6 protein-coding genes and 1 pseudogene are annotated in these 14829 nt (G+C 30.3%); 3 read left to right on the forward strand and 4 right to left on the reverse strand.

Features of this window, described 5'->3' with window-relative positions; genetic code table 11:
- Position 1: 1 nt before the first annotated feature.
- The 4 genes and pseudogenes from H0I27_RS01205 to H0I27_RS01220 form a co-directional block, all read right to left on the reverse strand.
- Positions 2-1630, reverse strand: coding sequence for a sodium/sugar symporter (locus H0I27_RS01205; protein WP_218732127.1), 1629 nt, complete (start codon positions 1628-1630; stop codon positions 2-4).
- A gap of 411 nt (positions 1631-2041) precedes the next feature.
- Positions 2042-2182 (reverse strand): annotated as a pseudogene (locus H0I27_RS01210) (T9SS type A sorting domain-containing protein); the annotation flags it as partial.
- 300 nt (positions 2183-2482) lie between these two features.
- Positions 2483-2632 carry a hypothetical protein gene (locus H0I27_RS01215; RefSeq protein WP_218732128.1) on the reverse strand — a complete coding sequence of 50 codons (150 nt, stop codon included), beginning with the start codon at positions 2630-2632 and terminating at the stop codon, positions 2483-2485.
- An 85-nt stretch (positions 2633-2717) separates the two neighbouring features.
- Complete coding sequence (locus H0I27_RS01220; protein ID WP_218732129.1) at positions 2718-6881, reverse strand: hybrid sensor histidine kinase/response regulator transcription factor; 4164 nt, start codon at positions 6879-6881, stop codon at positions 2718-2720.
- 528 nt (positions 6882-7409) lie between these two features.
- Here H0I27_RS01220 and H0I27_RS01225 point away from each other — a divergent pair.
- The 3 genes from H0I27_RS01225 to H0I27_RS01235 all read left to right on the forward strand — a co-directional run bounded on the left by H0I27_RS01225 (position 7410) and on the right by H0I27_RS01235 (position 14749).
- Positions 7410-8882, forward strand: a complete 1473-nt coding sequence (locus H0I27_RS01225) for an arylsulfatase (protein ID WP_218732130.1) — start codon at positions 7410-7412, stop codon at positions 8880-8882.
- 104 nt (positions 8883-8986) lie between these two features.
- Positions 8987-11578 carry a fibronectin type III domain-containing protein gene (locus H0I27_RS01230; RefSeq protein WP_218732131.1) on the forward strand — a complete coding sequence of 864 codons (2592 nt, stop codon included), beginning with the start codon at positions 8987-8989 and terminating at the stop codon, positions 11576-11578.
- A 24-nt stretch (positions 11579-11602) separates the two neighbouring features.
- The gene (locus tag H0I27_RS01235) at positions 11603-14749 is read left to right on the forward strand and encodes a glycoside hydrolase family 2 TIM barrel-domain containing protein (RefSeq protein WP_218732132.1); all 3147 of its coding nucleotides are present in this window, start codon (positions 11603-11605) and stop codon (positions 14747-14749) included.
- Positions 14750-14829: the final 80 nt, after the last annotated feature.

Raw genomic sequence — 14829 nt, forward strand, 5'->3', positions numbered from 1 at the left:
CTTACCAGAATAAACAGTACAATACGGTTAATAAAATACATACTGTTATAGATCCCATATTAAATAATGGTGATGTTTTAAATAAATCTTTAGTGATTTCAATTCCTTTAGGATCATCTGCTCCTTTATTTTGAATATTACTCATTACCATGATAATAACAAGAGTTAACAGCGTTGTAATTCCCATTTGATGCATCCAAGGCTCGAATACAGGAATAGGAATAAACTTTAATACCAATGCAATTGGAATTGATAAAACCGCTCCCCAAATAGCCGCATTGTTGGTTGTCTTTTTCCAGAATAAACCTAACATAAATACTGCTAAAATACCAGGACTTACAACACCTGTATATTCTTGTATAAATTGAAATGCTTGATCAATACCTCCTAAAAGTGGCGCAACAATAACAGCGATTAATAAAGCAACTGCAGCAGAAATTCTTCCCACATTTACTGTTGTTTTATCATCTGCATTTTTGTTAATGTATTGCTTGTAAATATCCATTGTAAAAATGGTAGAGGTAGAATTTAACATCGAAGCTAAAGAAGAAACAATTGCCGCTGCTAAAGCTGCAAAAGCAACACCTTTTAATCCTGTTGGTAAAAATTGTAACAACCAAGGATACGCTTTATCTGCTTGCTCTACAGAAGGTACATTTAACATGCCCGCTTCTCCTAAATTAGCCATAATAGCTGGGTCATTTACCATTACATACGCTGCAATACCAGGAATTACGACGATTAATGGAATTACTAATTTTAAAAATGCTGCTAATAAGATCCCTTTTTGAGACTCTTTTAAAGATTTAGCAGCTAAAGTTCTTTGTATGATATATTGGTTGAATCCCCAGTAATATAAATTGGCAACCCATAAACCACCAACTAATACCCAAATACCAGGTAAGTTTACATAGTTGTCATTAGATTCTTCTAAAATCATGTGGAATTTTTCTGGTGCTGCTTCCCAAACTTTAGAGAAACCTGCAATCATTCCTTCTCCTCCAGAAACGGTATTTAATGCTAAGTAAGTGGTAATTAATCCACCAAAAACTAAAAATACTACTTGTATTACATCTGTCCAAGCTACTGCAGACAAACCTCCATATAAAGAATACGCAGCTGCAAAAAGTGCTAGTCCAATAATAGCGTACATCATATCTACACCCATAATGGTTTCAATAGCCAATCCTCCTAAATACAATACAGAGGCAAGATTTACAAAAATGTATAAGGCTAACCAAAAAACAGCTAAAATGGTTTTAAGGTTGGTAGAAAAACGCTTTTCAACAAATTCAGGAATTGTATATAATCCTTTTTCAATAAAAATAGGTAGAAAATATTTACCAACAATTATTAAGGTTAAGGCTGCCATCCATTCATAAGAAGCAATTGCAATACCTAGTGCAAAACCAGAACCAGACATCCCTATAAATTGTTCTGCAGAAATATTTGCAGCAATTAAAGAAGTACCAATTGCCCACCAAGGTAAAGATTTACTTGCCAAGAAGTAATCTTCTGCATTTTTTTGGTGTCCTTTTTTATCTCGAGACACCCATAATCCTACACCTAAAATTAAAATGGCATATGCAATAAAAACTACATAGTCCCACATTTCAAAACCTGCTTTCATTATTTATTATAATTTGTTTATTACTTAATGGCTATTACAAGTATTGTTTAGCCGTGCACTGTTACTAATTATTGTTATTAAATTATAAATATGCCTCAAAAATAAATTAAGAGGCATACTGCTATTGGGGGATTCCTATTTTGTCTAACTCTTTTCTTGGGGTTTTAAATTTTACAATTAAAACTACCTCCTTAATGTAGTTTTCTATGCTTTACAAACGTATTGTTAATTACTTGTTAAGAGGGTGGTGATTTGTATCTAAATGGGAGTAATTATGTTACATTCTAAATTATTTCATCCCTTAATTGATTGGTTTTTACAAGATTTTTTAATCAATTTTAAGATTCATTATATTTTAATTAAGTTGTAACTTTCTATTACCACTCTTACCAAATTCAAATAATAATTATGTTACTCTTTAACCACTTTTAAAGTTTTTATCTCTAAATTGTTCGTATCACTAGCTTTTAATAAATAGATGCCAGCTTTTAAATCACTCATATCTAAACTATTTGTTACTTTTTGAGAAAGTACTTTTGCACCTAATATATTATAGACTTCTACAGAAGAAACAGTATTTGCAGAAAAGTATAAAACATCTTTTACCGGGTTAAGGGATGTTTTAAATTTTTATTTATGTAGTTGATTGATTTACATAGTCTTACTGTAGGTGGGTCGATAAAAAGCTAATCTCATACCACTCGTATATCCACCATTTTTAGAAGTTATTCTATCAGATTTCTATACTCCAGTAGATTCTTCACCTACTATCATAATAAAACCATAACTAGTACTTCCCATTTTGTGACCAAATTGTTTGAAATCTAATCTAATCGTAAAGTGATCTTCACCCTAAGTATTTTCGTTAATTATAATATGACCTGTATAATCTCTTTGAAAGGTTTTACTAGAAGTATCTGTATCAGTAACAACAGTGTTTGCAAATTGAGTACGTTCTATAATATCATCTATTGTTTCACAATACGTTATAAAGTATTGCATCTTGTTGTAAATAAGGTTGTAACAAGATGCGTGTAGGAGTTGTTATCTGAGTTTATGTATGTTTGAGCAGTAAAAGTATATTTTTTTAAGAATCGTTATCCATAAAAGTGGTGTCACTATTTTCTATAGGTTCTTTGTGTTGTTTTATGTATTCTGAAGGACTAATGCCGTATTCTTTATTAAAACATTTACTAAAGTACTTTTGATTATTAAAACCTGTTAAGTAGGCAACTTCAGAGATGTACATACTATTTTTCTTTAGTAGTTGTTCGGCACGTTTTAAGCGTATCTTTTTTATAAAGTTAACAGGTGTTTCATTTAAAATAACTTTTAGTTTTCTATATAGATTAGCTCTACTCATGCCAACTTCAGAAGCAAGGTATTCTACACTAAATAGATGGTCTCCCATGGATGTTTCTACTATACCAACTAGTTTTTTTATAAATTTCTCATCATTAGATTCTACTTCAATTTCAGAAGGAGCTGCGGTAATTACTTTGCTATATTCGTTTTTAAGTTCTTTTCTGGCTACTAAAGTATTTTTTACTTTCCATTTTACAAACTCCATACTAAAAGGCTTTTCAATATAATCATCAGCACCCATAGATAAGCATTCTATTTTGGTGTCTGGTGAGTTTTTAGCGGTTAGCATAAAAATAGGAGTACTTTTAATTTTTGGATTTTGTTTTATTCTTTTTAACATAGAAATACCATCTTCTACGGGCATCATAATATCACTAATAACCAATTTTGGTTGTTCTTTTAAGACAATATCATAGCCTTCTTTTCCGTCTGATGCTTCTAATATATTATATTGACTTACTAATTCTTCTTTAAGCATTGTTCTTAATTCAGAATTATCATCAACAATTAAAATAGTAGGTTTGGTACTGTCTTTTGAAGTTGTTTTTTGATCATATTCGGAAGAAATTTCTTCTATAACTTGGAATTCTGAATTTTTAATAAAGTTTTTTAATAACGGTGTACTTGTTTTTAAAATTTCATTTTTATGAAACCTTTTTTTACTAATTGGTAGGTAAAAAGTAAATTCGGTAAACTTGTTTTCTTCACTTTCTGCAAGAATAAGTCCATGATGTCTTTCTATTAGTTTTTGAACTAACTCCATGCCAATTCCTGTACCCGGAATTTGATTACTATAGGGTTTTGTTGCTTGGTAGTATCTGTCAAAAATATGTACTAAATCTTTTTCTGGAATACCCACTCCGTTATCTTTTACAATACATTTAATATATTCGCTTTTAGGTAAATTTAAACTAGTAAGTTCTTGGTCTTCTGTAGAAACTACTTTTGTTTCAACACTTATTTCTCCTCCTTCTTGCGTGTATTTAAAAGCATTTGATAATAAATTAAAAAGTATCTTTTCTAAGATATCTACATCATACCATGCTTTTTTAGCGGGTTCGTCTGAAGTAAAGTTGTATGTAATATCATAGATTTTTGCAAAATCATTAAAGGCATTTTTTATAATGCTTACATCTTTTATAATATCATTTTTAGAGATGTTTAATTTGAACTTTCCTTGGTCAAATTTTCGAATATCCATTATTTGATTTATAAGCCTGTGCATTCTTAATGTATTATTATAAATACGTTGAGAGGTAAGCGGACTTAAAGTAAACTTTTTTTCTTTTACTACTTTTTCTATGGTACCAAGAATCAGTGACAATGGTGTTCTTAATTCGTGAGAAATGTCTGTAAAAAAGATCATTTTCATTTTATTAAGCTCATTATCCTTTTCTCTACTCACTGTTTCTTTTACAAGGTTTTGTTTTAATCGGTACCATCTTCTAATTAATTTAATACTGATAAAAATGAGTATTACGCTAATTAGAAAGTAGGTTAAATAAGCCCAATTAGACCTCCAAATAGAAGGCATTATTTTAAAAGTTAGTTCTGTTGGTGTTTCGTTCCAAACACCATCGCTATTAGAACTTTTTACTTTAAATTTATACGTACCAGAAGAAAGGTCATTGTAATTTGCATTTCTATTAGAAGCACTTGTGTAGATCCAATAATTATTTAGACCTTCTAACATATAAGCATACTCATTTTTATATGGAGTTGTTAAGTCTAATGAAGAAAAGTTTACTACAATATTATTTTGGTTATAAGGTAGTGTAATTGGTTTTTGTGCATCTACATTTAAGTGATTGGAAATGTGTAATTCTGAATTTATCTCATTACTTTTTGTTGCTCCAAGCGTTGCAAAACTTGTGATTACTGTGGTTGGTAATACACTTTTTTGAAAGAAATAATTGCTATGTACTGTATAGAAACCTTCTGCACATCCAAAATAAATGGTGTTTTTACTATTGTTTGAAGCGCTAGAGTTAAAACTAAACTGACTTTCTTTAATTCCGTCTTCAATTTTAAAAGGAATAAATTTTTCTGTTGTTAAATCAAACCGAACCAAACCATCTTGTGTGCTTAACCAAATATTACCATCGTGGTCTTCTTCTATAGACGAGATTGTATTGGATAAAACACCATTTAACTTTCTAAAACTTTTAAAGCTATTTGTTTCTTTAACGTATTGGTTTAACCCCCCACTTCTTGTTCCAACCCAAATATTTTTGTTTTTATCCTCATACAAGCTTAAGATTGCATTAGATGTTAATTTATTTTCTATAGTTGGTGTATATTCTTCGATTGTTTCATTGTTTAAATCTACTTTATAGAGACCTTCTCCTCTTGTTCCTATCCATAAATTTTGATCTTCAGTTAAAAGAAAGACAGATGTATGGTTCTTAGAGAGTCTTGTTATAATGTCTTTTTTAAATTGAGATATTTGATTATTGTTATTTATAATGTCTACACCACCGTTCCAAAGAGCTACCCAAATTTCATTCTTATTTATTACTTGAATATCTGTAATTTCATTCTTGTATGTTTTTAATGTTGTTAGTTTTAAATTATCTGTGTTATTATTGTAAAGTTCAGATTGGAACAGTTTGTTACTGGATGTTATGTATAGTTTGTCTTTCTCATTATTAAATGAGATATGTTTAATATTGTTTATTCCGGTTTCTATTTTAGTTGAAGTATTCTCTTTGGAATTGTATTTATAAAGTCCACTGTTCATTCCTAGTAAAATAGTATTAGGGGAGTAAAAAAGTAGGCAATTTGTTAAATCGTTAGCTTTTTTGTTAGGTGCTTTAATTTCATTGTACTCAAAAATAGAAGTTCTTATTCTGTATTTATTGATACCTTTTAAAGATCCAATCCAGAGGTTGCTATAGGTGTCAAAAACAATAGAGGTAATAAAGTTGTTTTTTAAATTTCCGCTCTCAGATTCTTTAGAATATCTAACAAAAGTGTAACTGTTGTTGTTTCTAGTTGCTTTAAATAAACCACTTCTAGTTCCTATCCATAAATCTTCATTACTAGGGTTTATTGCTAGAGATGTAAGTCTAGTTTGTTCTTCTATAGAGTTCGTAAAGTCTGGGTAGTTTTCTAGTGTTTCTAAAGATAAATCTGCTTTATTGTACTTTAAAATTAAAAAACCGTGAGGAGTAATTGCAGCAAACCTATTGTTTCCAAGATCCTTAACGCTTACAATTTCTTCTTTAAAAGTTGTTTCTGTGTACGTGTTGTCTTCATTTAAGATAAAAAAACCTTTATTTGTAGCTACCCAGTATCTCCCAAAATCATCTTCTATCAAAGAGTTTATCTGTGCATTTAGTTTTGAGGCTGCAATACTGTTTGTATAGTTTTTAGTACTGTTTATTTTTTGAAAGTCTTTATTGCTATCTATTTTAAGTAGTCCTATTCCTTTTAAATGAGCAAAAACTTTTCCACTTTTACTTTTATATAGAATTTCTGTTGTAATGTTTTTATTGAACCCTTTAAACTTATTTTCTTTTCTATTAAAATGTATTAAATAACTCTCACTTCCTATCCATAAATTTTTATGTTCATCTTCTACTATAGAGTTAATACTATTGTTTGGAATTGAAAATGGGTTAAAAGCATCTTGTTGATAAGAAACTAAACTGTAACCATCATACCTAAATAATCCGTTATTACTACCAATCCATAAATAGCCTATACTATCTTCAAATAGTACATTTATCTTTTTATTAAATGCAGAACCTTGTATTATTAAGTCATTAAAATAGGGTTCATTTTTTTGTGAGAAACTTATTGTAACAAAAGTTAGACATATAAACAGGTATATTTTTTTTAATAGTGGTTTACAGGTTATAATCTTTGATAGTTTTATAATCATAAAGTTCATTATTAATTGATTCTGTATAGGTACTATAATATTATCTATTTTACCTTAAAACTATAGATGCTTAACGGGGGGTAAATGTTGCATTTTAGAGTTGCTTATGTTGCAAAATTAGATTATTTGGGTTGATTTATTGCTTTTTTAGTGTTTTTTAATTAATTGAGCCACTGATTTACTTCTCTTTTTATGTTTTTTTGTTGCTTTTTTTCTAGTGCTTAGCAAGTTTTTTTAATTAAGTTTTGGAAAAAAAGGTGTGGATAAGTTGTTAGATATACAGTGTGTTGTAAAAGTGCAATAAAATTAGTGTCTGTAAAATGAGACGTTGAATAAGGTTAGAGGTGTTTGTTGATACTGTGTTGGGGTTTTAATGTTGCGTTTTTCGATTTTTTGTGATATTTGACTAAAAATGCAACATTAAGAGGGTGTTTTGTATATTTTTAGATATTCTTTTAATAATATATTTGAACCTAGCGAATTTATTTCGTTATGCAAATTAGTAAATTAAAGTAAAATTAAAAGGAAATGAATAAAAGTTTAAAATTTCTCTCTTTAGCTTTGTTAGTCTTCACTGTGATTTCGTGTGGCTCAAAAAGTTCAACAGAAAAAAGTAGTTCGCAAGAGGCAGGTACGTCTTTAAAAAAACCAAACATTATCTATATTTTAGCAGATGACCTTGGTTATGGAGATTTAAGTAGTTATGGACAAACAATGTTTAAAACGCCAAATATTGATAAATTGGTTACTGAAGGTTTAATGTTTACACAGCATTATGCAGGTAATACGGTTTGTGCGCCTTCAAGATCTGCTTTATTAACAGGTCAGCATACAGGTCATACACCTGTTAGAGGAAACAAAGAAATTATGCCAGAAGGGCAATACCCAATTCCTGCGAGTACATTTACTTTAGCAGAATCGTTAAAAAAAGGTGGTTATGTAACAGGTGCTTTTGGTAAATGGGGATTAGGATTTCCTGGATCTGAAGGAGATCCTGTTTATCAGGGTTTTGATACTTTTTACGGATACAACTGTCAGCGTTTAGGTCATAATTATTATCCAAACCACTTATGGTCTAATAGAGATTCTATTGCTTTAACTGGTAATGATAATGGTCAAAAAGGACAGTATGCACCTATCTTAATTCAAGCAGAAGCAATTAAGTTCTTAGAGAAAAATAAAGACACTACATTCTTTATGTATGTGCCTACTATTATACCTCATGCAGAATTAGCAGCTCCAGAGCATATCATAGAAAAATATAGAGGAAAATATTTACCAGAAAAGAAATTTAAAGGAACAGATGATGGTCCAGAATTTAGATTGGGTAAATATGAGTCTCAAGATGAATCTCATGCAGCTTTTGTTGCTATGATTGAAGTGATGGATACTCAGGTTGGTGAAATTATGGATAAAGTAAAAGCTTTAGGCATAGAGGATAATACTATTATTGTTTTTGCTTCAGATAATGGACCTCATGAAGAAGGAGGAGCAGATCCAAAGTTTTTTAATAGTGCTGGTCCTTTAAGAGGAGTTAAAAGAGATTTATACGAAGGAGGAATTAGAGTACCAATGACTATTAAATGGCCTAATAAAATTAAAGCAGGTACTCAAACAGATTTAATTTCTGCTTTTTGGGATGTGTTTCCTACATTTTCTGAAATAGCAGGAGTAGAGGTTCCTGAAGGTTTAGACGGTATTTCTTTCTTACCTACTTTATTAGATAAGCCAGAAGATCAAGTTCAGCACGATTACTTGTACTGGGAATTCCATGAAAGAGGTGGAAGACAAGCGATAAGAAAAGGAAACTGGAAAGCTGTTAAGTATAACGTATTAAAGAAACCTAATGCACCTATGCAATTATTTGATCTTTCTACAGATTTAGGAGAAAAAAATAATATTGCAGCTCAACACCCAGAAATAGTTGCTCAAATGAAAGCTTTATTTTTAGAAGCAAGAACACCATCTGATGTGTTTACATTTGATCAAGTTTCTTTTTAATATTTAAAAGACATTCTTAATTCTTACTTATACTATGTGAAATTCTTTTTTGCATAGTATAAGTAAGAATTTAAATAGATAAAAATTAATTCTTCTTTCTGTTTATGATTTTAAAAAACACCTTTTTAATTACATTATTTAGCATTCTTTTTGTGCACACTATTTGGGGGCAAGATTTAAAAAAGATAAATATTACGACCAATAATGGGCATGCTATAAAAAAAGGAGCAAGTGGCTTTAATGTTCGTATAGCAGACAAAATTTGGAGTTATACACATCCAGATTTTGTAAAATCTGTTAAAGAATTAAAACCAGGTTGGTTGCGTTATTTTTCTGGTACTATGGGCGATGCTTTTAGTAGTGCAACAGGAGAATATGATCTAGATTATATTTCTATGTTAGATCATGAGAAAGGGTATTTAAAAGGATTTAGATATGTAAAAGTTAAAGGTCCTCATAGAGTTATAGATTTATATGATCTTTTAAGTGAAGTAAACGGTAAATTAGTTATTACTGTAAATGCTTTTACAGAATCTCCAGAGATGATTTTAGAATTGGCAAGATTTTGTAAAAATAATAATATAGAAGTAGCTGTTTGGCAGTTTTGTAACGAACCTTATTTTTATGTGCCAAACAGAAATAGATTTTGGTGGAATGATGGTTTTGATTATGCTGCTAAAATGCAACCTTATGCAGAAGCAATTCAGCAAGTTTTTCCAGATGCACAATTAACCCTTAATTATACTTGGGATGGCGTTTGGACTTTTATGAAAGAAATTAATCAATTTCAAAAAGAAAATGGAGCTTATTGGAACGTGTTTTCTAAACATTCGTATGCACCACATACCGGTAAAAAAGACACAAGAGAACAAGCTTACAAACGTGCAAATACCAAGTTGTTAGAAGCAACTTCTAGTGCTGCAATGGCAGAAATTGAAGATTACACATGGAAAGATGTTCCTATGGTGATTACAGAATTTGGTGTTTGGAATAGACCTTTAAATGGTATTTATTCTAGTATTTATAATATTGAATACGTAATGCGTCAATTAGCACATACAAACACTCAATATGTAGGTGCTCATGAAATAAGTAACAAGTATTATCCAGGAAAAGGAATGGGTAATGTTGTAGAAAATGCTTTCGAAAATAATTTAAAAATAGAAACAGATACTGTACCTACAGGAATTCGTAGAGATATAGAAGGCAAGGCATATAAAATTTATAACGAAGCTGTTAACAATTCTGAATATCTTTATCATGTAGATATTAGTAATAATCTACAAGTAGAAGGTTTAAAGGGTACAAAAGTAAACGGTATGTATGCCCAAGGGTATAAGGGAAACAATGGCTTTAATTATTTAGTAGTAAGTAATAGAAGTGAAATTGCAAGTCAGTATCAGATTAATGTTGATAATAATGCACTTAAAGATCATTTACTTGTAACTTATATTGCTGCAGATTCATTAAATACAAGGGATACAGAAATTAAAGAAACTCAAATTAAAAACGGAATTCTATCTGTAAAACCATTTAGTTTATCTGTTTTAAAATGGAAAACAGATTCTTACAAATTAGAACAACCAACTATTTATAAAGCAACAGTAGAAAAAGAAGGTGTTTTATTAAAATGGGGTTCTATATCAAAAGCAAAATCTTATAAAATTCACTACGGAACAAATGCTTCAGATTTAAACGAAACAATTAATGTTGTTGCAAAGAATACTTTTTTAGTGAAAGGATTGCATCCTAATAAAAAATATTTTTTCACAGTTGAAGCACAAAACGATGAAAAAATTAGTGATTTGTCTACCCCAGTTTCTGTGGGATATCAATTAGCGAGTACACCCCAAATTTTTAAAGTTTCAAGAAGAAATAATACGGTTACTTTATTTTGGAAAAGTGTACCCAATGCATCTAGTTATTTAATTAACTATATAGATGAAAACAATAAAAATATTGAAATAGATACAGACAATGTTTTTGGATATAGAGTAGAACGTTTAAAAGATAATACAAAATATCAGTTTACTGTAACCGCATATAATGGTTTAGGTAAAAGTATTCCTTCAGAAAAAGAAGATGTTTTGGTTTCTTCTAGAGTTCCTTTTAGTCCAAGAAATGTGTCTGCGACAAAAATAGCGTCTAATGTTATAGAGGTAAAGTGGCATCCGCAAGCTAAGGTGCTTCCTAATACGTATTATAACGTGTATAGAGGTGTAAAACTACATGAGTTTACTAAGGTTGCAAGTGGTGTAAAAGACACTATATATGTAGACAATTCTATTAAAGACAATGTACAGTATTACTATACAGTTAAAGCAGAGACAGAAGTAGGTGAGAGTAATTTTCACCCGAATATTGCTACTGCTTTTTCAATAGAAAAAAACAATAAAGTTAAGATACAGTCTGTAGTAACTCAAAAAGAAGGGTATTTGGTAAACGTAGTTTTAAATCAATTAAAATTAAAACCAGGAGATTCTTTTGGAGTTATCATTAACAATGTTTCTTATTTAAACGTAGAACATGTTAAAATTTTAGGAATCCCGGATGTAGAAAGGAATAAATCTTTTAAAGTATTTATTCCAAATTCCAAAGTAAAAGTAAATTCAAAATATGCTATAAAAGCTTTTGTTGTAAAGGGTGGTAAGCAAATTGAAAGTGCTATTGTAAATCAGTTTATAAGTAAAAATTAAACCAACACTTAATTATCTATCAAAATGAAAAAATCTTTATTAATCATTATTGCCTTAGTGGCTACTTTTATTTCTTGTGAGAAGAAGGGTGACACGAAACCTATTTATGTAGCTGATAAATGGGAAAATCCAGAATGGGAAAATCCAGAAATTTATCAGATAAATAGAGAAGAGCCAACAGCTTCTTTTTATAAGTATGCAGATGATGCGGCTGCTTTAAAAAATGAAAGCTGGAAAAATTCATCTTTATATAAATCTTTAAGCGGAACTTGGAAATTTTACTATGCAGATAGTGTACAAGCAAGACCAACAGATTTTTATAAAGCAGGTTTTGATATTTCTCAATGGGATGATATTGAAGTACCATCTAACTGGGAATTAAAAGGACATGGAATCCCTATTTATACAAATAGAACATATATGTTTCCTCCAAACCCTCCTTACATTCCTCATAACCTTAACAATAACGGAAGTTATAAAAAGGAATTTGAAATTTCTGAAGACTGGGATGGAAAAGATATTTATTTACATTTTGAGGGAGTAAGTGGTGCAATGTATATTTGGTTAAACGGACAAAAAGTAGGTTATAATGAGGGTAGTAAAACTGCTGCTGAATACAAAATAACAGACCTTGTTAAAAAAGGAAAAAATGACTTAGCAGTTCAAGTTTTGCGTTGGTCTGATGCAAGTTATATGGAAGATCAAGATTTCTGGAGACTGAGTGGTATTGAGCGTGATGTATATGTATACGCTGCTAATAAAGTAACTTTAAGAGATTTTAGAGTAACGTCTGATTTAGAAAATGATTTTAAAGATGGTGTTTTTAAAGTAGATTTAAAAGTTGATAATAACACTGCAGAAACAGTTCAAAAAGAAGTAAAAGTACAATTATTAGATGGTGATAAAGAAATTTATGCAGCAACTAAAAACGTACAATTAACCAAAGGAAGAAATATTGTTGATTTTGCAAAAAATATTCCGAATGTAAAAACATGGAATGCAGAACACCCTAATTTATACACTCTTTTAGTAAGTGTTAATGGAGAATCTACTTCTATAAAAGTAGGATTTAGAAATATTGCTATTAAAAACATGCAGTTTTTAGTAAACGGAATGCCTGTATTATTAAAAGGAGCAAACTTACACGATCATAGTGATACAGAAGGACACGTTATTTCAGAAGAATTAACGTTGTTAGATATGAAGGTGATGAAAGAAAACAACTTAAATGCTATTCGTTGTAGTCATTATCCTAAAAACCCACACTTTTATAGATTGGCAGACAAACACGGTTTTTATGTAATTGATGAAGCAAATATAGAAACGCATGGTATGGGTACTACCAACCAAGGTTTAAATAACAATAAGAAGGATCAAGCGGTACACCCAGCATATTTACCTCAATGGAAAGGAGCACACATGGATAGAACGATCAGAATGTTTGAGCGTGATAAAAATTACCCTTCAATTATAACTTGGTCTTTAGGAAATGAAGCAGGAAATGGTGAAAACTTTGTTGCAACTTATAATTACTTAAAAGAGCAAGACGATACTAGACCAACACAGTATGAAGGGGCTACGCAGTACTCTAATACTGATATTCAAGCTCCAATGTATTGGACAATTGATAGAATGGTAAAATATGCAGAAAACAACCCAACGCGTCCATTAATTCAGTGTGAATATGCACATGCAATGGGTAATAGTGTAGGTAATTTACAAGACTATTGGGATGTAATTGAGAAGTACGATATTATGCAAGGTGGTTTTATCTGGGATTGGGTAGACCAAGGTATTTTAACAAAAAATGAAGAAGGCGAAGAGTTTTGGGCTTACGGTGGAGATTTAGGAGCAGGTCATTTACATAATGATAAAAACTTCTGTTTAAACGGAATTGTAAATCCAGATAGAACTGCGCATCCAGCTTTATATGAGGTTAAAAAAGTATACCAATACATTAAGTTTAAAGAAGTAAATATTAAAAAAGGAGAAATCGAAATCAAAAATATTTATGACTTCACAAACTTAAATACATTAGATTTTTCTTGGACTTTACTTAAAAACGGAAAAGAAGTAGCTAACGGTGCTTTACCTGTTTTAGATGTTGCACCTTATACTTCTAAAAAAGTAAAAATTAGCATCCCTAAATTAGACGATGCAACTGCAGAATATCATGTAAATGTGTATGCTAAAACAAAAACAGCTACAGGTTTATTACCAGCAGGTTATGAAGCAGCGTATGAGCAATTTGCATTAACAAGCCCTAAAGCTAAAGTTGTTTTAGCTAAAAATGACGGTTCTTTAAAAGCAGCTGCAGATGCAACTTCTATTAAAGTTACAGGAAATGGATTCAACATGTCTTTTAGTAAAGAAAATGGTGAGTTAACTACTTTAGACTATGGTAACGGAAATGTATTGCTAAAAGGAATTAAAGCTAATTTCTGGAGACCAACTACAGATAATGATTATGGTTTTAAGATGGCTAAGAAAATGGGTGTTTGGAAAGAAGCTTCTAACAACCAAGAATTAACCTCTATAGAAAGTAAAAATACAGCTAATAATACTGTTTTAGTAACAGCAACCTATGCTTTAAATGCAGTAAAAGGAAAATTAGTTATTGATTATACAATTGATGCTAATGGTAAAGTTTTAGTAAATACTAATATTTCAGAAATCAATAAAGAATTACCAGTATTACCAAGATTCGGAAACAATTTTGTTGTTAAAAATGAGTTTAATAATGTTGAGTGGTTTGGTAGAGGTCCTTTCGAAAATTACCAAGATCGTAAAACAGCTGCTTTAGTTGGTTTATACAATTCTTCTGTAAAAGATTTATATTTCGCTTACATTCGTCCACAAGAAAATGGTTACAAAACAGATACACGTTGGGTAACATTTACAAATGGATCTGGAATAGGAATAAAAGTAACAGCTACAGATTTAATTTCTTTTAGTGCCCACCATCAATATAATGAAGATTTTGATGCTGGAGATGAAAAAACACAACGTCACACTACAGATATTAAACAACGTGATTTGGTAAACGTTAATATAGACTATGGTCAAATGGGTGTTGGTGGAGATACAAGTTGGGGTAGAATGCCTCACGAAGAGTATCAAATTAATGCTGCTAATTTAAGTTATAGCTACACAATAGAAGCTATAAAGTAATAAAAGTGATTTAAAAAATAGTGCTTGCTTATTAATTAGTAAGCACTATTTTAGTGAAATAAGTATGCTTAACTACATTT

It is taken from the genome of Polaribacter sp. HaHaR_3_91 (assembly GCF_019278525.1).
GTDB lineage: Bacteria > Bacteroidota > Bacteroidia > Flavobacteriales > Flavobacteriaceae > Polaribacter.